24 protein-coding genes and 1 riboswitch are annotated in these 22,826 nt (G+C 54.2%); of the genes, 4 read left to right on the forward strand and 20 right to left on the reverse strand.

The annotated features are described in order from the left end of the window. Nucleotides 1-22: 22 nt before the first annotated feature. Complete coding sequence (gene pdxK / locus BMW55_RS07955; protein ID WP_089967105.1) at nt 23-847, forward strand: pyridoxine/pyridoxal/pyridoxamine kinase; 825 nt, start codon at nt 23-25, stop codon at nt 845-847. Between the two features lie 246 nt (nt 848-1,093). Here the strand turns inward: pdxK and BMW55_RS07960 are convergent, their stop codons facing one another. The 19 genes from BMW55_RS07960 to BMW55_RS08045 form a co-directional block, all read right to left on the reverse strand. Continuing rightward, nucleotides 1,094-1,855: a sulfotransferase family 2 domain-containing protein gene (locus BMW55_RS07960; RefSeq protein ID WP_170839814.1), complete on the reverse strand. Its 762-nt coding sequence runs from the start codon at nt 1,853-1,855 to the stop codon at nt 1,094-1,096. Between the two features lie 323 nt (nt 1,856-2,178). After that, the gene (locus tag BMW55_RS07965; RefSeq protein WP_089967109.1) at nt 2,179-2,526 is read right to left on the reverse strand and encodes a PH domain-containing protein; all 348 of its coding nucleotides are present in this window, start codon (nt 2,524-2,526) and stop codon (nt 2,179-2,181) included. Between the two features lie 227 nt (nt 2,527-2,753). Next, nucleotides 2,754-4,256 carry a cobyric acid synthase gene (locus BMW55_RS07970; RefSeq protein ID WP_089967111.1) on the reverse strand — a complete coding sequence of 501 codons (1,503 nt, stop codon included), beginning with the start codon at nt 4,254-4,256 and terminating at the stop codon, nt 2,754-2,756. Between the two features lie 18 nt (nt 4,257-4,274). Continuing rightward, a complete protein-coding gene (gene cobO / locus BMW55_RS07975) occupies nt 4,275-4,823 on the reverse strand; it encodes a cob(I)yrinic acid a,c-diamide adenosyltransferase (RefSeq protein ID WP_089967113.1) in 549 nt (182 codons plus the stop codon). Continuing rightward, entirely contained in the window at nt 4,820-6,226 is a 1,407-nt protein-coding gene (locus tag BMW55_RS07980) for a cobyrinic acid a,c-diamide synthase CobB (protein ID WP_089967115.1), read from the reverse strand. Before BMW55_RS07980 ends, cobO begins: the two co-directional genes overlap by 4 nt. Further along, a complete protein-coding gene (locus BMW55_RS07985) occupies nt 6,219-7,325 on the reverse strand; it encodes a cobalt-precorrin 5A hydrolase (protein ID WP_089967535.1) in 1,107 nt (368 codons plus the stop codon). Before BMW55_RS07985 ends, BMW55_RS07980 begins: the two co-directional genes overlap by 8 nt. A 5-nt stretch (nt 7,326-7,330) precedes the next feature. Next, nucleotides 7,331-8,128, reverse strand: a complete 798-nt coding sequence (cobM, locus tag BMW55_RS07990; RefSeq protein WP_089967117.1) for a precorrin-4 C(11)-methyltransferase — start codon at nt 8,126-8,128, stop codon at nt 7,331-7,333. Further along, nucleotides 8,125-8,829 (reverse strand): precorrin-2 C(20)-methyltransferase, encoded by a 705-nt coding sequence (cobI, locus tag BMW55_RS07995; RefSeq protein WP_089967119.1) that lies wholly within the window; start codon nt 8,827-8,829, stop codon nt 8,125-8,127. The genes cobM and cobI overlap by 4 nt, the downstream gene beginning before the upstream one ends. Nucleotides 8,830-8,848: 19 nt before the next feature. Next, nucleotides 8,849-10,072: a precorrin-6y C5,15-methyltransferase (decarboxylating) subunit CbiE gene (gene cbiE, locus BMW55_RS08000; RefSeq protein ID WP_089967121.1), complete on the reverse strand. Its 1,224-nt coding sequence runs from the start codon at nt 10,070-10,072 to the stop codon at nt 8,849-8,851. Next, entirely contained in the window at nt 10,065-11,156 is a 1,092-nt protein-coding gene (locus BMW55_RS08005; RefSeq protein WP_089967123.1) for a cobalt-precorrin-5B (C(1))-methyltransferase, read from the reverse strand. The genes cbiE and BMW55_RS08005 overlap by 8 nt, the downstream gene beginning before the upstream one ends. Before the next feature lie 11 nt (nt 11,157-11,167). Beyond that, nucleotides 11,168-11,824 carry a precorrin-8X methylmutase gene (locus BMW55_RS08010; RefSeq protein ID WP_244527489.1) on the reverse strand — a complete coding sequence of 219 codons (657 nt, stop codon included), beginning with the start codon at nt 11,822-11,824 and terminating at the stop codon, nt 11,168-11,170. Then, on the reverse strand, nt 11,805-12,596 hold the full coding sequence (gene cobK / locus BMW55_RS08015; RefSeq protein ID WP_089967127.1) for a precorrin-6A reductase: 792 nt from the start codon (nt 12,594-12,596) through the stop codon (nt 11,805-11,807). Before cobK ends, BMW55_RS08010 begins: the two co-directional genes overlap by 20 nt. A gap of 15 nt (nt 12,597-12,611) precedes the next feature. Beyond that, on the reverse strand, nt 12,612-13,499 hold the full coding sequence (locus BMW55_RS08020; RefSeq protein WP_089967129.1) for a sirohydrochlorin chelatase: 888 nt from the start codon (nt 13,497-13,499) through the stop codon (nt 12,612-12,614). 30 nt (nt 13,500-13,529) lie between these two features. Then, a complete protein-coding gene (gene cobJ, locus BMW55_RS08025) occupies nt 13,530-15,176 on the reverse strand; it encodes a precorrin-3B C(17)-methyltransferase (protein ID WP_089967131.1) in 1,647 nt (548 codons plus the stop codon). Further along, on the reverse strand, nt 15,173-16,360 hold the full coding sequence (locus BMW55_RS08030; protein ID WP_244527504.1) for an ATP-binding protein: 1,188 nt from the start codon (nt 16,358-16,360) through the stop codon (nt 15,173-15,175). Before BMW55_RS08030 ends, cobJ begins: the two co-directional genes overlap by 4 nt. Beyond that, the gene (locus tag BMW55_RS19665; protein ID WP_244527490.1) at nt 16,335-17,000 is read right to left on the reverse strand and encodes a hypothetical protein; all 666 of its coding nucleotides are present in this window, start codon (nt 16,998-17,000) and stop codon (nt 16,335-16,337) included. Before BMW55_RS19665 ends, BMW55_RS08030 begins: the two co-directional genes overlap by 26 nt. A gap of 16 nt (nt 17,001-17,016) precedes the next feature. Continuing rightward, on the reverse strand, nt 17,017-17,208 hold the full coding sequence (locus tag BMW55_RS08035; RefSeq protein WP_089967135.1) for a CbtB domain-containing protein: 192 nt from the start codon (nt 17,206-17,208) through the stop codon (nt 17,017-17,019). Continuing rightward, nucleotides 17,186-17,716, reverse strand: coding sequence for a hypothetical protein (locus BMW55_RS08040; protein WP_089967137.1), 531 nt, complete (start codon nt 17,714-17,716; stop codon nt 17,186-17,188). The genes BMW55_RS08035 and BMW55_RS08040 overlap by 23 nt, the downstream gene beginning before the upstream one ends. Beyond that, the gene (locus BMW55_RS08045; protein WP_089967139.1) at nt 17,703-18,200 is read right to left on the reverse strand and encodes a hypothetical protein; all 498 of its coding nucleotides are present in this window, start codon (nt 18,198-18,200) and stop codon (nt 17,703-17,705) included. Before BMW55_RS08045 ends, BMW55_RS08040 begins: the two co-directional genes overlap by 14 nt. 224 nt (nt 18,201-18,424) lie before the next feature. Beyond that, a riboswitch (cobalamin riboswitch) is annotated at nt 18,425-18,617 on the reverse strand. 276 nt (nt 18,618-18,893) lie between these two features. On the opposite strand from BMW55_RS08045, the gene BMW55_RS18990 reads away from it, so the two are divergent. Further along, a complete protein-coding gene (locus BMW55_RS18990) occupies nt 18,894-19,241 on the forward strand; it encodes an MFS transporter (protein WP_139179467.1) in 348 nt (115 codons plus the stop codon). Next, nucleotides 19,231-19,443 carry a hypothetical protein gene (locus BMW55_RS08055; RefSeq protein WP_139179468.1) on the forward strand — a complete coding sequence of 71 codons (213 nt, stop codon included), beginning with the start codon at nt 19,231-19,233 and terminating at the stop codon, nt 19,441-19,443. Before BMW55_RS18990 ends, BMW55_RS08055 begins: the two co-directional genes overlap by 11 nt. Here the strand turns inward: BMW55_RS08055 and BMW55_RS08060 are convergent. Then, the gene (locus BMW55_RS08060; protein WP_170839832.1) at nt 19,410-20,924 is read right to left on the reverse strand and encodes a coproporphyrinogen III oxidase; all 1,515 of its coding nucleotides are present in this window, start codon (nt 20,922-20,924) and stop codon (nt 19,410-19,412) included. The two genes, BMW55_RS08055 and BMW55_RS08060, sit on opposite strands and share 34 nt — an antisense overlap. A gap of 261 nt (nt 20,925-21,185) precedes the next feature. Between BMW55_RS08060 and BMW55_RS08065 the strand changes: the two genes are divergently transcribed. Further along, entirely contained in the window at nt 21,186-22,451 is a 1,266-nt protein-coding gene (locus BMW55_RS08065) for an MFS transporter (RefSeq protein ID WP_089967149.1), read from the forward strand. Nucleotides 22,452-22,826: the final 375 nt, after the last annotated feature.

Here is a 22,826-nt window from a genome sequence, read left to right on the forward strand (position 1 = left end):
GACAGAAACGGAGAGGATGTCTATGACAATCTACAAAGCTTTAACGATCGCAGGATCTGACAGCAGCGGAGGAGCGGGGATTCAGGCCGATCTGAAAACCTTTCAGGAGCGGGGAGTCTACGGCATGACGGCCTTGACCACCATTGTGGCTATGGACCCCGACAACCATTGGGCGCATCAGGTATTTCCGGTTTCCCTGGACACGGTGAGAGCCCAATTAAAAACGATTCTGGAGGGTGTCGGCGTACACGCTTTAAAGACAGGCATGCTGGGTTCGGTCGAACTGATCGAACTGGTGGCGGAGACGATTGAAACATACCATGATCAACCTGTGGTGATCGATCCGGTCATGGTCTGCAAAGGAACCGACGAGGTACTGCATCCGGAAACGGCAGTCGCTTTGCGGGAAGTGCTTGTTCCCAAGGCAACCGTGGTGACCCCCAACCTGTTTGAAGCAGCCCAATTGAGCGGGTGCGGTCCCATTCGTACCGTCGATGAGATGAAGGAAGCAGCCGTAAACATTCACCGGCTGGGAGCCAAATATGTGTTGATCAAAGGCGGCGGAAAATTGCAACACGAAAAAGCGATTGATTTGCTTTATGATGGTGAATCATTTGACATTTTGGAAGCGGAACGGATCGAAACCACTTATACCCACGGGGCCGGCTGCACTTACTCGGCCGCGATCACGGCTGAACTGGCCAAAGGCAAACCCGTCAAAGAAGCGGTTCGAACCGCCAAAACGTTTATCACAGAAGCGATCCGACATGGTTTCCCGCTGAATGAATATGTCGGCCCCACTCTGCACGCCGCCGATCGGCTCTACGGCAAGAAGGCGGTGCAATAATGGCAACGACAAGGCCCTGCTTACTTGTACAGGGCCTTGTCCTATTCCCACCCGCCAGTGTGTGGAACATATGAACAAGAAACAGACACCTTTCGGTCAGGATCAGCGCCATCAACGACCGAAAAAGGTGTTTTCACGGGTCACAATGGATAATCTTCAGGTTTTCGTAAAACGAAGTCTCGCCGACATCGTTCACCAGGTCGTAACTTGTCTACAAAACCAACTTATTCCACCCATAAAACTTCATTACAAATCATCATCATAGCCATACGTCTCAAAATCCTTATCATATATAGATCTCACTGAATCCTTCACCTCTTGATCGTAAAAACTTTCGTAAGTTGGCAACTTCTTCCCGGATATCATCATTTCCCTCGTAAACTTAAATTCAGAAAAATTACCTTTCATGATCATTCTTTGAGAATTATGATGAGGACTTACAAAAAGAGAGGGGTGAGATTTTTTCAGCCCATATCTTTTCTCAATTGCGGCGATCTCATCATTAAATTTCTCCAAGTAAAGATAATTCTTTTTTATCAACTCTTCTTCACCCGGGAAATATTGCGGAAAACAATGAGCATCTATAACCCCACCTGGAAGAGTATGTTGTACATAGTGGATAAATTGTTTAAAAGATACGCCCTGATGGCTATTGGGATCATTGTATAAAAAATTTTTTATCTTCTTATATTCATCTGTTTGGGTGGTCAATACTTGAATATATGCGCTAACGGCTCTTCGATAAGGATTTCTCACCAGTTTATAGCAATCTTTCTTTTTAATATGATTCGTTAATCTCTGTTTATAATCATCCTGCGCAGTGAATCGATGAATGGTATACCAATGAACTCCCTCAACACTCTCGGCTTCCTTTAGTAAGTCTAATTGAAAGTAAAACCATTTGCTGAGTGAAGTGCAACCGCTTTTCTGAGAACAAAACAAGACCAATGGAAATTTTGGATCGAACAAGGGAATCCAAATGTTAAGAATGGGGTATTGATCAAACAAGACACATTCCCCCTTTATAGATCCGGCTATCCTATTCTATGATTCTATTTGAGCAGGCGATATGGATATATATTCTATTTTTATGAATGATTCATATTACTTTATGTAAACCTTTTCATATATCCTTAAAATTAGCGAGAAACATGCTTTCCCGGAAATCGTTTAATCGTCTCATATGGTGGGATGTATCGTTAGGATACCGAATCAATCGTATCTTCACGATTCACCATTTTTCCGTGTCTAGACCTGTGCAATGCCGATAACACGGCCCTGCGCATCTTCGCAGGGCCGTGTCTTCATTTTAGCTGGCGAACCGCCATTTCCTAGTGGCAAATATAATAGGAAAGGGTCTGATAAAATCCGATGACATCCGCTTCTTTACGAAACTCCAGGCAATAAGTTTTGGCTTTGGTTTGAATCTCCACTTTGTTGGTTCTCGACCAAAAGTCCCCTTTCTCCAGGGCAATCGATTCCACCCGGGAATACGGAATGGAGATGACCGCTGTTTTCCTGCTGAAGACTGCCGAGTCCACAAACAGGATTCTTCTCGTTGTCAGGGCGACAAAGTCCAACAGCATCCCGTACGTTTGAATCAGCTCTTCACCTTCATATAAATACTCACAAGCTTGTGACACATGTTTTCTGGTATTTGCTCCGCCAAACAAACTCATGCCGGGTTCCTCCCAGGATTAGTTGTTAACATCATTGACAGGAACCCGGCCTTTTCATTCAGTAATGGTTAAAAAATGTGATACTAGACCGTTTTCAGGAACCAGGGAATTTCCCGTGTTTACTCGTAAGACCAGCTTTCTGCTATGTAGTTGCTTTCTTTTTTACATACCTTCATTCAATCAAGTATGATTTTACGGCCATTGGCGGCAGGGATGCCCTTTTTCCATCACATCGGATTCAATCCCATAATCGCTCTCAACCGTTCCAGATCCAAATGCTCTCGAATCCAATGACCCAGGAAAGCATATACCTCTTCTCTGGCTTCATGCCTATTCCCCGCCAGTTCTTCCCGTTCCGGCAAGCCCTTTTTGCGGCGGAGATGATTGATCCAATGATGGGTAAACGAGGGATTGTCAAACACGCCGTGAAGATAGGTTCCCCACACCGCCCCGTCTTCGGCCACCGCCCCGTCCGTGCGGCCATCCGGCAATTGGAAGAGGGGTACAGCCGGACTGGTCAACCGGGTTCGCCCCAGATGGATTTCATATCCTTCGACAGGGGCTGGTCCGGCCCATTCGGGGAACGGTGTTCCTTCCGTCCGCACCGTTTTTTTGTTGGCAACAAACCGGGTCACCATCGGCAGGAGGCCCAGACCGTCCAGTTCTTGATGATCCGATTCCACCGCATCCGGATCGGTCAGCTTTTCTCCCAACATTTGATAGCCCCCGCAAATGCCCACCACCGAGCTTCCCTGGCGCCTGAGCTTCAGAATTTCCCCGGCCAATCCCGTCTTTTTGAGCCAGACAAGATCTTCCATCGTATTTTTGGTTCCGGGCAGAATGATGACATCAGGTTGTTCCAGATCGCGGACCGATTGAATGTAACGGACGGTCACATCTTCCCGATTCATCAGAGGCAGAAAATCGGTGAAGTTGGAAATGCGCGGGAGACGGATAACCGCCACATCCAGGTCGGCTCTTCCTTTTTGCTTTCCTTTTAACTCCAGCGATTGGAGCGACATGGAGTCTTCGGGGTCCACACCGAGATCCACATAAGGGAGCACGCCCAGCACCGGGATTCCGGTCCGCTTTTCCAGCCACTCAATCCCGGGATCGAGCAGTTTTTTGCTTCCCCGGAACTTGTTGATGATAAACCCTTTCACCCGGGCCCGTTCGTCCGGGTCGAGCAGTTCCAGGGTTCCCACGATGGAGGCAAACACCCCTCCACGCTCGATGTCAGCTACCAGCAGAACCGGGGCATCCGCCATACGGGCCACACGCATGTTGGCGATATCCCGGTCTTTCAGATTGATCTCAGCCGGGCTTCCGGCCCCCTCGATCACCAACACATCATATTCCCGGGCCAGGCGGCGAAGGGATTGGCGGACCGGCTCCAGCATTTGGTCCAGCACTTGTTCCCGGTAAGACCCGGCGTCCAGGTCGGCAAAGTGGCGGCCGTGCACGATCACTTCCGACACCAGATCCCCTTTGGGCTTTAACAGAATCGGGTTCATATCGACGGTCGCTTCAATGCCGGCTGCTTCCGCTTGGACCCCCTGGGCGCGGCCGATCTCCCTTCCATCCCGCGTCACGTAGGAGTTAAGCGCCATATTTTGCGACTTAAATGGGGCGACCCGGTAACCTTCCTCAAAAAAATAGCGGCATAACGCCGTGCATAACACGCTTTTTCCCACATCGGACGCCGTTCCCTGCAACATGATCGCTTTCATGTTTCCGCATCCTCTTTTCTAAAATTCAAGCCCGCGCACTGCCGGGACGCCTTCGTGATAATAATGTTTCACCGCCTCCACCCTCGACACGAGATCGGCCAGTCCGGTCACTTTTTCATGCGCATTCCGTCCGGTCAAAACGAGGTGCATGTGGGGAGGGCGATGTTGAATCAATTCGATCACTTCCTCGAGCGGCAACACATCATCCACCGGAAAGGATTGAATGGCCAGGGCATTGTTGATCTCATCGAGAATGACCAGATCATAATCCCCGTTCATCACCCGCTCCCTGGTGAATTTCCATGCCCGGGCCAAGGCTTCCCGGTGCTCTTCCGGCGTCTTGGTCCAAGTAAAGCCGATCCCCAGCTGGTGCATTTCCACCCCCAGGCGGCGGAGGGCGATCTGTTCTCCGTACGTCCGCTCCGGGGATTTGATAAACTGCAAAATCAGCACTTTCATTCCGCGGCCCACGGCTCTTAAGGCCAATCCCAGCGCTGCCGTGGTTTTTCCTTTTCCCTCTCCAGTATAAACGAGCGTGAACCCCCGCTGGCGCTCCGCCTGTTTCATCCGTCTCTCCTCCTTTTCTTCCCGTATTCTCCACAGGCAGCCATCCAACGTTTTACCATGGCCGGATTGGAGGCAAAATGAAGATGGGTATAGCCGGCCAACAGGTTTCCTCGTGCGTATCCTTCCCTTGTTTTCCCCCGGCGTCCGGCCGATTCGTACGCCGGAGGATAGTCTTCCTCTCGGGGCGTCAGGGTGGAATAGTGAAATTCATGCCCGCGTGCCTTTTCTCCCCGCCGGAGCAGCAGATTGTCGGAAACGGCTTCCACTTCCCGGTAGCCAAGCGCCGCCAAACGATCTTTCATTTGCACGACAGCCGGGATTACACCGGCCATCGGGTGAGCATTTCCTTCCCGGTCGATGATGGCCTGCGTGAGATACATATAGCCTCCGCATTCGGCAAATGTGGGCAAGCCAGCGGCGATCTTCGTGCGGAACGAAGCTTTTACCCGCTCATCAGCAGACAGTTCTCTGACAAACTCTTCCGGAAATCCGCCGCCCACATACAGCCCGTCCGCATCCTCCGGAACAGGCTCTCCCCGGAGCGGACTGAAATACAGCAGCCGCGCACCGTATTGCCTGAGCAGCTCCAGATTTTCCGGGTAGTAGAAATTAAAGGCGGCATCCCTGGCAACCGCGATGGTGACAGACGGCTTTTGTTCCGCTTCCTGTGCAATAAATAGACGATCTGCCGGAGGGTCCAACTGCGGGGCTTGCGAGGCGATCTCCGCCACCCTGTTCAAATCGACGCCTTTTTCCACCACTTCTCTCAGTCGTTCAAACAGAGGATCGATCTCCCCCCGCTCAATGGCCGGGATTAAGCCGAGATGCCGTTCCGGAATATCGATGGAGGGATCGCGGGGGAGCCAGCCCAGGACAGGGACGCCGCATTCCTGTTCAATCGCGGCCTGCACCAGGCGGAAATGGCCTTCGCTCCCGGCCCGGTTGGCGATCACACCGGCGATGGGCACACGGGGATTGAACAGCTGAAATCCTTTTACCACGGCGGCGGCACTGCGGGCCATACTGTGAATATGGACGACCAGGATCACCGGGCTGTTCAGCAGGATGGCGATCTCCGCCGTGCTGCCTCTGTCGCTGAGAGGGTCTTTTCCATCATATAATCCCATCACCCCCTCGATGATGGACAGATCAGCTTCCCGGCTGCCGTTGAGAAAGATTTCCTTCATCCGGTTCGGTGTCAGCATCCAGGTATCCAGATTGCGGGAAGGCCGTCCCGTGACGGCGGTATGGTAACTGGGATCAATATAATCAGGACCCGCTTTAAACCCCTGCACCTTCAGCCCGCGTTTTTGAAAAGCCGCCATCAAGCCCAGGGTAACCGTCGTTTTGCCCGCCCCGCTGCCGGTTCCGGCAATCACGATTCTCGGTCTCGCTTCACTCACTCCTCTTCACCTCCACTCTTGAGGGATGGGGAACCATGGCGATCGAAATGGTTACGTTGCCCGCCTTTTTTTTGGTCAGCATCCAGTCTGTGGCCCCTGAAGACAACAGAGCCGCCGGCTCGCTCACTCCATATGCCCCCGTATAGCGGTACACCGTTTCCGAGGGATGCGGGAGCGCAACGGTATTCAGCTCCGGGGGGGAATACACCTCCATCCGCCACCCATACTTCCGGCACAAGGCGAGCAGGCCCGGTTCATCTTTCTTTAAATCGATGGTGGCGATATTGCGGACACTTTTGATCGAGAGCCGTTGTTCAGACAATGTCTCTTTCACCACTTGCTCGATCTCTTCCAACTCCGTTCCCCGGTTGCAGCCAAGGCCGAGGACGAGCACCTTCGGGCGGTACAGAACGCCATTCGACAAAAATCGTTGTTCTTCCTCTTCGCTCAACAGACGGTGCGTCACGACAAGAGCGGCGTCAAATTCCTGTTCCCATGCCTCCCGGGTGGATGAAAACACCCGGATATGTTCCGGCAACGGTTTGTCATAGGTCCACCAGTCAGGTTCACCCGATTCCTGAATCACGATCACCCGCTCTTCATTCACGACCGCCGCACTGACCGGTGTCGCCCGCTCGAAACTCTCGATTTCCCATCCAAATGGGCTGCCAAACAAGTCGACCGGAATCGTTTGCCGGACATCGGAGGCGGTGGTGATGACCGGACGCGCGTCCAGGATGGCGGCAACCCGCCGGGTCAGTTCATTGGCTCCCCCCAGATGGCCGGACAGAACACTGATGACATGCTCGCCGCGGTCATCGATCACCACCACGGCCGGGTCTGTTTTTTTGTCTTTTAACAAAGGAGCGATCATGCGCACCACCGCCCCGAGCGAAATAAACAGGATCAAGCCGCTGTACCGCTGAAACAAATCGGGCAAAAGCAGCCGCACCGACCCGGAGAAGAGCTTTACCCCAAGCTTCTCTTCATCTCCGCGGACAAACTTTTCCATATAATACAGGTCAGCCCCGGGAAGCTGTCCGGCAAGGCGGCGGGCCAGCTCCACCCCATGTTTGGTGATGGCTACCACTGCGTACATTTGGCTCACGACCCGCTCACCCCTTTGCGATAGCCGTGCGTAAAGGACGGATCGTACAATTTGGAGCGGTACTCTTCCCCCCGCTCATGGAGGTGCGGGTCCAGTGCCCACCCGGCCAAAATCATGGCATGGCTGCGAATGCCGGCCTGGCGCATCTCCTCATCCAGGTGCTTCAAGGTGGAGCGGACCACCTTTTGTTCCGGCCAGGTCGCCTTTTGGACGACAGCAACCGGCGTGTCCTCCGACCAACCCGCTGCCAGCAGTTCATTCACTACTTTTTTGGTCAGGGTGGCGCTTAAAAAAAGGGCGATGGTAGTCTGGTGGGCGGCCAGGTCCCGCAATTTTTCTTTGGCCGGGACGGGTGTCCTTCCTTCCGCCCGGGTGAGGATCACCGTCTGCGTCAATTCCGGAACGGTCAGTTCGGCCCCCAACACGGCAGCCGCCGCAAAGACCGAACTGACTCCGGGAATGACCTCCACCCCGATGTTTTCTCTTTTCAATAAGGCCATCTGTTCAAAAATGGCGCCGTAAACAGCCGGGTCCCCGGTATGTATGCGGGCGACGCTCTTTCCCTGCCGCACATGGGCCACCATCAGACCGACGATCTGCTGCAGATCCATGCCCGAACTCTTCAGCACCGTTGCGTCCGGATGAGCCCTCGAAATCAGTTGATCGCTGACAAGCGAGTCCGTATACAGCACCACATCGGCATTTTGCAAGATGTGTAAGCCTTTCACCGTGATCAGGTCGGGATCCCCGGGACCCGCTCCCACAATGTAGACTTTTGCTTCCAACCCGTTCATTTTCTCACCACCATGAGGGTTAAATAGCCCAGCTTCTGTCCCTTCAATTCCGCCACATTCCGCCAGACCATCTCCTGGTCGGAAGTCACTTTGGAGACGACCATCGCTTTGTCAGACAGGTTTAATTCCTGCAACAGGTCAAGGATGAGATCCATCACTTTGGCCACTTTGAGAAACACAACCGCATCGTGATCGATGAGCGCTTTTCTCATCGCTTCCACATCTTCGGTCGCGGGAACGATGGCGATCTGCTCATCACCGTCCGCCAGCGGCACGTGTAAGCGCGAGGCCGCTCCGTTGACCGAGGATATGCCGGGAACGGAGAGGATGTTCACCTCAGGGTGCCGTTCGCGCATCCGCCGGCTCATATGGATAAAGGTGCTGTACAACATGGGGTCCCCTTCGGTGACAAAAGCCACATCTTTGCCTTGAGACAGCCGCCCCCAAACCGCTTCGACCGTCCGGTCCCATTCCCGTTCCAGGGTGCCCCGGTCGCGGGTCATGGGAAAAACAAGTCCCAGCATCTCTTTTTCCAGCGGATTGATGTAGGTTTCGGCAATGGTCAGGGCATAGCTTTTTTCCCCCATCCGTTTTTTCGGATAAGCAATGACCGGCGATTCTTTCAACAGGCGGTAGGCTTTGACGGTGATCAATTCCGGATCGCCCGGCCCCATTCCGATTCCGTACAGTTGTCCGATCATTTTCTCCACTCCTTACGTCTTAAACATTTCGTTCCCCCACGATGACGTAGACCGGATTGAGCCCTTCCAATCGGGTCATCTGTAAAATCGGCTTGCTCCTTGCCGTTTGCAGCAAGATGATGCGCACAGCAAACCCTTGTGCTTTAAGCGCTTCTTGTGAGGTGGCCAGTGTCTCCACTGTGGCGGCATTGATGACGATCCGCCCTCCCTGCTTAAGACGGGTGCCGCAGACATGGATGAGTTCCTTGAGCTCTCCGCCGCTGCCGCCGATAAAAACCGCGTCGGGATCAGGCAGCCCGTCCAGTCCATCCGGGGCTTTGGCGTGAACCACCGTGAAATCGGTGCGGAATTTCACCCGGTTGGCTTCAATATTGTGAAGATCAGCCTCGTTTTTTTCAATCGCAAACACCTGTCCATACGGAGCCAGTTTGGCCGCTTCGACGGAGACCGAACCCGAGCCGGCGCCGATGTCCCAAACGATGCTGTCTTTTCGCAGGCACAGTTCCGCCAGGCTGACCACACGCACTTCCTTTTTGGTGATCAGCCCTTTTTCCGGCTTGCGCTGCGCAAACGCTTCATCTTCGATTCCCAGACCCCAGCGGGGAATTTCCGCGCCTGCTTTTCGTTTGAGAATCACCACATTGAGTGGGGAGAACCGGGCATCGACCAGTTCATCCAATTCCCACCATCCGCACCTTTCGTCCGGGCCGCCCAAATTTTCCGCCACAAACGCCTGATATTCCCGCATCCCAAACTGAAGCAGATACCGGGCAATGGCGCTTGGCGAATGGGCATCATCAGTCAATAGGGCTACTTTTTCCTGTCCGTCGATGCGCTGGGCCAGTCCGGTCATCGGTCTGCCGTGGACACTTTCGATCCGCGCCTGCTGCCAGCTTTCCCCCATTCGGGCAAAGGCTAATTGAATCGAGCTGAGATGGGGATGCACTTCCACCTGTTCCTGTCCCAGCTTGCGAACAATCAAACCGGCAATCCCGTAAAAAAGCGGGTCGCCCGATGCCAGCACAACCACCCGATGCCGGTGGCTCTCCCTCCCGATTTGCTCCAATACCGGTTGAAGTCCTCCCTTGATCGGAATGCGTTTGCCCGGATGATCCGGGAAAAAGGCGAGTTGTCTCTCCCCGCCGACCAATACGTCCGCTTCCTCAATCCACTTGAGATAATGCGGAAACAAACCGTTCCGCCCGTCATCACCGATCCCGATCACTTTCACCCGTTTAGCCACTTGCTTCCGCCCTCCCCAACGGTTCGCCTTTCATCTTGACCAGCACGGTTTCAATCCGGATGCCGCCTTCCACATGATCAAGGCATCGCCGGCAAATCTTTTCACAAAGCAAAGTAAAAAAGCCCGGATATCCCGCCTCTTCCATCAGCTGGCCGGCGTGGGTCGCATTGTTTGCTTCCCGCACTTGCCCGATCAACGCGGCTGGCGCCCCTGCTTCCTCCGCTACTTGGGCCAAAAAGTTGAAGTCGACTCCGGCGCTTTTGGAGTGAACCATCATCACTCCCTGGGCCACTTTGGAAAACTTGCCCATCATCCCGACCAGGGTTACTTGATCCACCCCGGCCCGTTTGGCGTGTTTCAGCGCAAATCCGACAAAATCGCCCATCTGGATAAAGGCTTCCTCCGGCAGCCCGGGATACATCTTCATCGCCGCTTTTTCGCTGCTTCCCCCGGTCGTCAGCACCAGATGGCGGCATCCGTTTGCTCCGGCCACCTGAATCGCCTGCGCCACACTGGCCCGATAAGCAGCGGTAGAAAACGGGACGACTATCCCGCGCGTCCCGAGGATCGAAATTCCGCCGATAATGCCCAGCCGTTCATTCAACGTTTTTTTGGCGATTTCTTCTCCATCGGGTACGGAGATGACGACTCGAACTCCCCGCTCAATCCCAAACCGGGTCAGCACATCGGTGACGGCACCCCGAATCATCTTGCGCGGAACCGGGTTGATGGCCGCTTCACCGACAGGTACGGGCAGCCCCGGCTTGGTTACCCGCCCGACCCCTGCCCCTCCGTCAAGCTGGATTCCCGGTTGATCCGACCAGGTGACGGTGGAAACGATGCGTGCGCCATGCGTTGCGTCCGGATCATCCCCCGCATCCTTGATGACGCTGCATTCCGCCTGATCTGCCGTCACTTTCGCCTGATCGACGGCAAAAGCGGCTGTCTGTCCGACCGGCAGCACAATCTCCACCTCCGGAACGGCTTGTCCGGTGATCAGGGAAATGAGTGCCGCTTTGGTGGCAGCCGTTGCGCAGGCACCCGTGGTGTATCCGTGCCGCAGTTCTTTTTCCTGCTTTTTCATGGCGAAACCCCTTATCCCTCTGATGCCGCTTTTTCCGCCAGCAGAGAGAGCGCGTTGACGATCGCGACCGCCACCGGGCTCCCGCCTTTGCGCCCATGATTGGTAATAAAGGGAACATCGCATTTCATCAATTCTTCTTTTGATTCGGCCGCAGAGACAAAGCCGACCGGCACACCGACGATGAGACCCGGTCTGGCAACCCCTTCGCGAACCAGGCGGATCAATTCCAACAAGGCAGTCGGGGCGTTGCCGATAGCAAAAATTCCTCCTTCCGCCTCTGTGACCGCTTTTCGCATCGAGATGATTGCGCGGGTCGTGCCCAACCGTTTCGCTTCTTCCATCACATCGGGATCAGAGATATACACGCGCACATCACCGCCAAACTTGGCGATCCGCGGTTTGCTGATGCCGACTTGGACCATCTGAACGTCCGCCACCACCCTTTTACCGCTCCGAATGGCCTTTATGCCCGCTTCGACGGCCTGCGGGTGAAATACCAGGCTGCGGCCGAGCTCAAAATCGGCAGAGGCGTGAATCACCCGTTGCACAACGGGAAACTGTTCAGGTGTAAACGGGTGCTCTCCCAACTCTTCCTTGATGATGTCAAAACTTAGGCTCTCAATCTGTTGGGGCTGTGTAGTTACGGGTTTAAACGGTTGATCGGCCATGCTCATTCCTCCTCCATTCACAAACTGCAGCAACCACCTCTTCCATGCTGGAAAAGGAGGTTCCGTATTCCAAGCGGGGCCGGGCGATCAGAATGACGTCAATGCCCAAGTGGAGCGCTGCTTCCACTTTCTCATCCACAGAACCGATTTTGCCGCTTTCTTTGGTAACCACCGTGGTGACACCGTAATGGCGGTATAGAGCGGCATTTAATTCTTTGCTGAACGGCCCTTGCATGGCGACAATGTTTTTTTGCCCGATGCCGAGCTGTGCACATTTTTCCATATTCTCCCGCCGGGGCAGCATCCGGGCAACGAGCCGGATGTCCGGATCGTTCAGCAGCCGGTTGGCGAAAATGTGCAACGTTTTGCTGCCGGTAGTCAGCATCACCACACCTTTGCGGCGCGCTGCTTCTTCGGCCGCTTCTTCGTAAGATGACACCACTTGAATGCGCGGATCGTTGCCATACACCCAGGCCGGGCGCTCATAACGGATATAAGGGATACCGCACGTCTTGGCCGCGTCCATCGCATTTCGGGAAGCCTCTTCCGCAAAAGGATGGCTGGCATCCACCACCTGGATGAACCCCCGTTCCCGGATCAGGCCGGCCATCTCCTGTGACGTTAACCGGCCGACTCTGACGGGAATGTCCGCTTCCTGCAAACTCTTGGCCGCATTCTCAGTCACCACCGTCGCCAGGAGAGGGATTTTTTTCCGATGAAGCCGGATGGCCAGTTCGCGCGCATCACTGGTTCCCGCCAAAAACAGAAGCACAGCTCCATCTCCTCTCTATTTTTTAATGCGGACAGCGTTGGAATCGGCTGAATGATCGTCATGATGATGGTGATGCCCGTGTGGATGATGATCATGATGATGGTGATGATGATCATGCCCTTCCGCCAATGCTTGTTCCGCCAACGCTTCCCATGCCAGCCCGCCTGCCCGCTCCGCTTCTAGCACTCTCTGCCGGATGATCGGAATTAACCGGTCGTCAAAGCCGAGATAACGGCACATATGGAAACAGATCCCGGGATAACGTTCCTGAAAATGGCCCAATTTGGTTTGCATGCGCTTGATGAGTACGCCGGTAAACAGAAAATACGGCAAAATGACCACCCTTTTGGCCCCCAGCCGGAGGCAGCGGTCCATTCCTTCGTCAAACAATGGTTCCGTCACTCCGATAAACGACACTTCCACCCATTTATAACGGGTTCGCTCCCAAAACATCCGGGCGATTTTATATAAGTCGCTGTTGGCGAACGGGTCGCTCGAACCGCGGCCGACGATGAGAATCGCCGTTTCCTCCGGTTTACCCGGCCGGGTGGAGAGGAGCCGCTGCTCCAAAATATCCAGTACGGCTTCGTCCACTTCAATGGGACGGCCGTAGGCAAACCGGACGTGCGGATATTTCTCCTGCGCTTCACGGATGGCCAAAGGAATGTGAATTTTGGCATGTCCGGCGGCAAACAGCATCAAAGGAATCAGCGCAATGCGGGTGGCTCCCCGATCCACACACCTGGCAATGCCCTGCGGAATATCGGGCAAAGCCAGTTCCAAAAAGCAAGTTTCTTTGATCGGCGCATCGATGAGTTGCGCCACTTTTTGCGTAAAGCGAAGCAATTCTTCATTTCCTTCCGGGTCCCGGCTGCCATGGCCGACAAAAAGGATCGCGTTCAACCCCATTCCTCCTGTTCCTTGTTAACATGTTCAATCCCCGCAAGCGAGTTCGGCGACGACGGGTTTCCCTTCGTCTGAATACATAAAACCAGCCACTTCTTTGACTCTTTTAAAAAATTTGTTGAACCGTTCATTGGGATGCCCCTGGGCCGCATATTCCCGGACCACTTGTTCCACCGCCCCGATCAGTTGCTCAGGCGGAATTCCTTCGGCAACCCGTTGGGCCGGATGGGCATTTCGCCCGATGTTCTTTCCGCCCAAAAACAAATCAAAGGTCCCGCGGCGGTAGACGATCCCGATTTCCTCCGTCACAGCTCCGTAACAGGCCATGGCGCAACCGTTAAACCCGATTTTCAACTCTTTGGGGACCTGAAGCCCGCTTAGCCGGCGGTGGAGTTCCTCCGCATAGGGAATGGCTTCTCCCTTGTCTCCATCGCAAAAGTCACAAGCTTTCAATTGGACCACATCGCCGACAGGGCTGAGCAGCATTCCCGCTGCCGCCAGACGGTCCGCCACCTGCCCGGGCTGATCGGTGGGGACGCGTAAAATGAGCTGATGATGCGGCGTATACTCGATTTCCCCCTGGTCTCCGGCGATTTCCGCCAACAAGACGAGCTGCTCCGGAGTGATTTTTTTGTTGGCGATACCGGGAGAAACCGCCACTTCAAGGATAGAAACCGGTATTCCGGCCGGCATAGAATCGATGCGGGTGGCAGCCAGTCCTTTGGCCTGCAAAACAGCGAGCGCTTCTTCCGCCAGTTGGACGGGATGGGCAGTTTCTTCGTCCACGACCTCAGTTGAAGTCATCTTGGGGGTTTCCTTGTGTTCCTGCATCCTTTCCAGTGCATTCAAAGACCAGGGCTCTGCCTCCACCTGCAGGCGCTGGTGCGGCTTCAGATCCTGCACCTCTTTGCTGAGCGTATATTTGCGCTGGTAACCGCGGGGGGTAATCATCAATCCCTCATAAACAAATGTGGTGGAATTGCCGATGATCACAGTGGTCAACATTCCGATCTCGTGATTCAACATCTCTGCCAGAGTGGTTAAAACGATGTTCTGACGCTCCCGATAGGCGCTCTTGACCAGGCCGACCGGCGTTTCGGGGGAGCGGTATTTCAGCAAGATGCGCTGGGTTTCCACAATCTGCCGGGTGCGACGCCCGCTCTTCGGATTGTACAATGCAATGACAAAATCAGCCGCTGCCGCTGCTTCGATCCGTTTGGCAATCGTCTCCCAGGGGGTAAGATGATCGCTCAAACTGATGGTGCAGGCGTCATGCATCACGGGTGAGCCCAGCAAGGAAGCACAGGAGTGGATCGCCGAAATCCCGGGGATCACTTCCACTTCAACACCGCTTCCGGGACGCCATCCTTTTTCAATCAGCACCTCGTAGACGAGTCCCGCCATCCCGTACAGACCCGCATCCCCGCTGGAGATCACGGCCACGGTTTTTCCTTGCTCTGCCCGGCGGACCGCTTCCTGGGCCCGGCTCACCTCTTCGGTCATCCCCGTGCGCACAATTTCCTGATCGGTAAGGATTTCCCGGATGAGATCCACGTAAGTGTTGTAACCGACGATCACTTCGCTTTCCTGAATCGCCTGACGCGCCCGTTCCGTGATATGGGCAAAGTGGCCGGGACCAAAACCGACAATCAGCAGCTTCCCTTTTTTGCTCACTCTTTCCCCACCGCCTTTCTCATCGTCCTCTTTGCCGTCTGAAGTTGTTCTTCCACGGTCCAAACCATCACCATGGCCTTTTCCACATGGACAGGGAGTACCAGGTCTTCGCCTTCCGCAGCCGCCACATCTCCCGCCGCACGTACCAATCCGCCCAATTCGCGGAAGCGGGTCGTCAACGAATGCGGTTTTCCCGCCAAACCGCGGGCGTGTTCCACCACCATTTCCGCCGCTTCTCTCGTGAAATGGGGAATGCGCCCGTCTTTCTCTACTTCCTGCGCGATAAACCGGGCCAGTTTTTCGCGGTTTGCCGGATTGTCTTCCATCGAATCAGCCATCACAATCTCATAACCGTAACCACGGATGCGGGAACGGAGAGCGGGATGCAATTTCTCCAAATCCGGAAGATTGCCGGCCACGACCAGCACAAAATCGCACGGAACCGGCTCCGTTCGCACCATCGATCCGCTCGAACCGGCCTGGCGTCCTGAAATGGTCAGCTCTTTTTCCTGAAATGCGGTAAGCAGGCGTTGCTGGGTCTCCTGATCCAGCGTCGCCAGCTCATCAATGAAGAGCACTCCGCCATGTGCCAGATGAATCGCACCCGGCTCCACCAATGACTGCGGGGAGGCAGCCCATTTGCCCGACTGATAGGGATCATGGCGCACATCTCCCAAGAGCCCACCCGCGTGAAGGCCGGTTGCATCGACAAACGGGACCGGTTCACCCTTTGAGCGGTCAATCAGTAATCGCGGTTCCGCAGCCGTCTGTAGCGGGTCCCGGCGGCTCCCCAGCCAAAAGAGAAACAGGGCCAATGACAATCCCGTCGCCAGATAGAGGGGCTCCTTTTCTTTCCAGCTGGTAAATCCGGCAACAACGAAGATCGCAACCATCAGCAAACCCAGCAACAACCGCCGGGCCAACCTCTGCTGGCGGCCGAGCTTGCCTGCCCGCCGGACGGCCGCGCTCCCTTCACCGGCCGGAACCGTCCGCACAGGGATCGTATACCGATTTTGCCCGCCCGGGAACAGCAAGACATCCACAGGAGGAAGAGGAGAAACCCATTCAGTCATCGCCCTGCCCAGCATGCTTTTCCCGGTCCCCGGTTCGCCGAGCAGCAAGACGGAACGGCGCTGCCGGGCGGCCAGACGAACGATCTCAACCGCCCGGTCTTGTCCGATCACTTGGTCGATCAGCCGTTCCGGCAACGGGATCTCCGCTGTTGTGTTCCAAGGGGTGACAAACGTCTCTTCCTCTCCCGCCCGCTGGAACCATACTCTCTCTGCCATTTCCCCCACCTCCCCCCGATAATTTCCAGCGTGACGTAATGATGCGTACTCTTGGATCGGAATCAGCTTGCAACCGGCGGACCGCCTGCCCGGCAACCGGCGGGATCTCCTGCCGGTTGGCAAATGGAAGCAACATCATCGCCAGCGTTTGCCGGACTTCGGCTTTCGAGTCAGACGCCCACGCAGACAGCCATTCCCACGCATCAGCAAAATCGTCCCGCAAGATGGAAACTCCCCCCCAGGCAGCCCCCTCACGTACGCGGAACTGCGGGTCACCGGCCAGCTGATAAAGGATCCGGCTCGTCTCTGCCGGTTGTTCCGGATAGCAACGGTGGCATTCCCTCCCGGCAACAAACCGCAAAATCCAGTGCTCCGATTTGGCCCACCGCTCCACCAGCGGGTAAGGAGATTCGGAAATGCGATCCAACTGACGGGTCAAAAAGCGGACATACCAGATGACGAGCCGCGCATCCCTTCGGCTGGCCAGCCAGCAGAGCACACGGGCATGAAGGTCAAACGTCCAATTCTCCCACATCGTTTTTTTTCATCCTTTAGTGGCAAGGGATAAACATCAGCCCGTGCCTGAGTTCATGCATCGCATCGTGAACGGGAGGATAAGAGGAAAACAAGAGGGTGTACAGGACAACTCCGACCGCGACCAAAACGACGGCCAGCTGAACCGGCAACGTTAAAAACCGGTATTTCCGCACATGCTTTTGTTCATGTTGCACTTGGTAAGACATCGGAATTCCCCCTTTTCGCAGCCTTTCGCTCCCTGAACAGGACCCAGCCGACACCGGCCATCATCCCGGCAAAAGTGATCAACAACAAGAAAGCCAACGCTTTGACCTGAACCGCGCCGGGCGGCGAAACCGCCGTCACCTCAACCTCTGTTTCCACCGTCGACAGAGGCGTCCGGCTTTCGGCTCGAAAGGCTTCCAAACGCACTAGATGAGGAGAGCCGTCGTAAAACTGGAAATAAAATTGAAATTCACCCTTTTCGACCGGAGACTTCGCCCGGAAAATGGGCGCCCCGCTCTCTTTGCTGAAAGCGGTGATCACGATTTCCAACGGCTCGTCCGGCTGTTTCCCGTTTTCGAGAATATTCCCGGAAAAACGGGCCATTTTGCCCACGACCACTCTCTGCTCCCGGTGATCCCATTGCCATTCCCACTTTTCAGCCGCCCCGGCGATCAGGGGAAAACAAAAGAAAAAGATCACCGCCAATCCCAGTCCACTAAATTGCTTCATCCGCCCTTCTCCTCCACTTGGTCAAGAAATAACCGCAGCCAAAACCAAACAGGGCTAAACCGCTGATCAGCATCCCTGCATTTCTCATCTCATCAGGGTTTTCCTCAATGTCCAGCTCCATCAACCGCTTGGGCCCCATTCCCTCGATCACCAGACGGTAGGTTCCGCGAATGGGAAAGAGATACTGAAAACTTATTTTCCCGTCACGAATCCTGAACGTTCCGTCCAACAGCTGCGTTCCTTCCACAACCGGAAAGTCAGTGGAAGGAAAGAAGTTCGCAGGCGGGGCAAACATTTTAACCCGAACCGGTGATCCCTCCGCTCCTTTCACCGGTACTTCCACCTGAACCAGATGTTTGTCGGGAACGGCTTGTTCCAGTGGAACCACTTTTCCGTGATGGTGACCTTCATGGGACCAGACGCCACTTGGTGAAAGCAGTCCGATCCCCATACACAAGAGAAAAGCGACAATCTTGACCCGCATACCTTTCCTCCCTTTTTGAGCAATATAAAAAGCACTTCCCGCTACGAAGAGCAGAAAAGTGCTTATATGCGGACAGAAAACACCTGCATTGACATGCCACCAGCTGCCTGTGGCGGATCCATCCGCCCGTTCACACGCAAACACAGAGAGCGACAGTATATCCACAGGCCAAGAGACACAGCATTCCATGCCGCTATAAGCACCTCCCTATCCTCGTAGGTCAAACGGTGCTGTCAGAAAAGGCAGGTCTCCTGGCTTATGGATCATCGTCATCATTCGCCCCGGCCTTCCCGTCGTTCAGACAGTGACCGGAACCCGACTCCCCATTCACAGTGGCGGGACCGCGCCGGACTTACACCGGACTTCCCTCTTTCGGGAGTGCAACATCCGCACTCCACCTTTTCCCACTCAATATTCACTTTTCAATCACTTTTCGAAATGATTGTATCCTAAAAAACTGTAATTCTTCAAGTTGTATTTTTTATCGTTCGACAGAGGGATCAACAGAATGAGCAAGATTCATGATTATATTTTAAAAAGATAGAGGACCGTTCAACCGCCATGCGAATCGCCAAGATCCTCATAAAAACAGATGACGGACGTCCCTGAGGATTCGAAATTGCGGCTTCCGGCCCATGTGTCCCATTCAACCAGCTCTGTTCATGTTGCATGATTCCCGCCTGTGGAAGCGGAGTGGCTGTTTCACTCGGCGTCTTCGGCCACGCGATCAGCCCATCTGCACAGTTCCAGCTGGCTGTCCAAGTCCTGTTTGTACAGGAAATCCTGCGTCTGGATTCATTCGGGTTCGGAATCTTGCTATCGGTCGCAGCAGCAGGAAGCATATTCGGCAGCCAATGCGCAGCTAGGCTAAAAAACTCGCTGGGACCGACAACAGCCATGCTGGCCTCCCTGGCTACAGTTGGATGGTCCTTAGGTCTGGTGGGATTGAGCAGCCATTGTGTTGTCCTGGGGAGTCAGCTCTCTTGGGATGCTGTTCGGCGGCTTTTTGGTTCATATAGGGGAATGGTGGATGGATCGTGACTTTGGACTTCGACTGCCTCATTTATTGTTCGGAGTTGTTTATGCCTTTCTCTTTTTCTTTGCACGCCGGCTCTTTCACCGGCATCCCATCGATGACGACTTCCTGCTGACAAACACGCAAAAAAAAGAAAGGTACTTTCGGTTCATGAAAGTACCTTCTCACGGCCTTCAGCCGATGCGGCTGTATTCCCCGACTCCGTAAGCTTCATCCAGTGCTTTCAGTTTATCGGCGATTTGCTGGCGATAGGTGTTGATATAGGCTTGCGGTTCCTTTGGATTCGGCCAGCGGTTGATGCGGCCGGTAACCGGGGAGATAATTTTGCTGACGGCGCCGCAACCGAGGCCGATAATGGTCTGCCGCTCTTCCATGATGACAATGTTGTACAGGCTTTCTTCTCCCGGGAAAGCGTAACCTACGTTTTCCTGGTTGCCGAGGATGTTTTTCTGGCGGTACAGGTAGTACGGGACATATCCCATTTCCTTGGCCCACTCGCGGGCGAGACGGACCATTTCGCCTGTCTCATCCCGGCCGGCCACCCTGTACTTTTCTTTGTTTTGGGTCATGATCGAGCCCCGCTTAAAAGAAAGGGTATGCACCGTGAGAGACTCGGGTCTCAGCTCTTTCATGACATCAAGCGTTTGCCGGAAGGTTTCGATGCCTTCACCCGGCAATCCGATAATCAGGTCCATATTGATGTTGTTCAGCCCCATCTGCCGGGCCAGCTGATATTTTTCCAGCGTTTCCTGTACGGTGTGATGGCGGCCGATCAGCTTTAACGTTTCCTCTTTGAAGCTTTGCGGATTGATGCTGATCCGGTCTACCTTCCAGCGCTTCAGCAAATCCAGTTTCTCTTCCGTCAGCGTGTCGGGGCGGCCTGCTTCAACGGTGAACTCTCGCACTTGCTCATAGAAAGGAATCGATTTTTTCATCCGTTCAAACAGCGTTTCCATCTGTTCTGCCGTGATGGAGGTGGGTGTTCCGCCGCCGAAGTAAATGGTTGTCACCGGCAGATTGCGCTGCTTCAACCAGGCTCCGACTGCATCGATCTCTTCATGAAGGCCGGCCAGAAACTGTTCCACCGATCCGGTCCGTCCCTGAATCGCGTAGGCAGGGAATGTGCAGTAAGCGCATTTGGTCGGGCAGAACGGGATCCCGATATACAGGCTGACCTCTTTGTCCAGCTCATACAAGTCCGGCAAAACCGCAGTCTGGCGATGCACAATTTCTTTGAGCAACTCCACTTTCTCGGGGCGGAGCTGGTAATCGCGCAACAAAATTTGCTCCGCTTCATCCATCGACTTTCCAGCCAACAACAGGGTATGCAGCAGCTTGGTCGGGCGCACCCCCGTCAAAATCCCCCAGGGTTGAATGATGCCGGTCGATTCCTGCAGTACGGAAAGCAGCACGTGACTGACCGCCTGCTTCACCCGTTTGCGATATTCTTTTCCTTGCTCATCCGGCTTCACTTCCCGCTGGTGCTCGGCCCGCCACACCCGGCTCCCGCCGGGCTCCGTCATCGTCACCCGGGCTCGGACGGGCCGGCCATCCTCCACGTTAAACTGCAACAGCAAATCGGCCCCATCCGGTTCGTCCGACACCTTGACTTCTTCCATGAACAACCCGGCAATGAGTTCTATATCGCGATAAAAAGCGGGATCGACTCCCGTTACATGGATCTTCATCATCGATCAGCCGTTCCAAACAAATGGCCTGTTTGGAGCGTTCCTCCTTTATTCAATCCGTCTGTACACAGTCTAGCCGATGAGCCGGAGGAAATCAATTCAATTCCGCGGCAAAACCGGTCCGGATATTTTTTATCAAAAATAGTATTTTATAATTTAAACTAATAAAACCGTTGGCAGGTAAAAAGATTTTTATCCCGAATGTATAGTATATCTTTGATTCTATTTCATCATTGGAAAAAGGAGGTTGTTTTAAGAAACATGAAAAAGCAGGAAACCAAAGTATTGATGGCCAGTCTGATCGGCAGTTCCATCGAGTGGTATGATTTTTTCCTTTATGGAACCGTCGCCTCGCTCGTATTTAACCAGCTCTTTTTCCCCCATTTTGATCCGGTTGTCGGACTGCTCTTATCTTATGCTTCCTTCGGTATTCCATTTTTCTTCCGGCCGCTCGGCGGAATTATTTTCAGCCATATCGGTGATAAAATCGGGCGCAAGAAAACACTGGTCCTCACTCTTTCGCTGATGGGTATTGCAACCGTTTGCATCGGCTTGCTCCCTGATTACAACACGATTGGTGTGTGGGCCCCCATCCTGCTTACGATCCTGCGCCTGATCCAGGGTCTGGGGATCGGCGGCGAATGGGGCGGCGCCTTGTTGCTAGCCGTGGAATACTCCTCCAAAGAACGGAAAGGCTTTTTCGGAAGCGTGCCCCAGATGGGGGTGACCATCGGGATGTTGCTCGGGACCCTGTCCATCAGCCTGATGTCCCGGCTTCCGGACAACCAGTTTATGGCCTGGGGTTGGCGGATTCCGTTTATTTTGAGCGCCGTTCTGGTATTCATCGGACTGTGGATCCGGAACGGGATTGACGAAACGCCTGAATTTAAAGAAGCGCAAAAGAGCGGAAAAATCGCCAGGGTTCCTCTGTTTGAAACGCTTCGTTATCAATGGAAATCCGTCTTGCTGGCAGTGGGCGGCAAAGTGGTGGAAACAGGTCCGTTCTACATTTTCTCCACGTTTATCATCTCTTACGGAACCAGCCAGCTGGGCTTCCCCAAAACAACCGTATTGAATGCGGTGACCATTGCCACACTGGTCGCAACCCTTGCCATCCCGCTCATGGGCAAGTGGTCCGACCGGGTTGGACGGAAGCCTCTCTATGTCTGGGGAACAGTTGCGATCATATTATATGCCATTCCCTATTTCTATCTGTTATCGACAAAATCGCCTTTCTTGCTCATCATCGCGACCGTCATCGGGCTGGGAATTCTGTGGGCACCTGTCACCGCCGTTCTCGGCACGCTCTTTTCTGAGATTTTTACCACCCATGTTCGTTACACGGGCGTGACGCTCGGCTATCAGCTTGGTGCTGCGATTGCGGGCGGAACCGCTCCGTTGATCGCCACGGCCCTGCTGGAGACATACAACCATTCCTGGGTACCGGTAGCGTTGTATATTGTTCTTACCGGAATGATTTCTCTGATCGCCATCTCTTTTGTTCCCAAACAAGAAGATCAGCGATGACCAACGGTTACAGCAAGCCGTGAAATCAAAATCCGCAATCAGAGCCGCAGGGAACAACCACCCGATCGGCTCTGAATTCTTTTACGTTGAAAAAGGAAAGGAGAGAAGTGCCGATTTTAACGGCTGACGGGATTCTGCGTGCACCCGACCAAAGGCCTGGGATTTCCTGACACATGGAGTATTGACTCAGCTGTACGTGGAACCCGTGAAGATCGAATCGGATATTAGATGATATCACTTTTTGTACACCCGTTGGCAGGCCTTTTCGGAACCGATGGTCGCCAGCCGGATCTGCCAAACAACTCCGTATATCAGGAATCGGGACGAAAAGTAAGGTAAAGTTATAGGGGAAGAACCAACCGGGCGATTCACCCG

The organism is Lihuaxuella thermophila (genome assembly GCF_900110165.1).
In the GTDB taxonomy this organism is placed as follows: Bacteria; Bacillota; Bacilli; order Thermoactinomycetales; family Thermoactinomycetaceae; genus Lihuaxuella; species Lihuaxuella thermophila.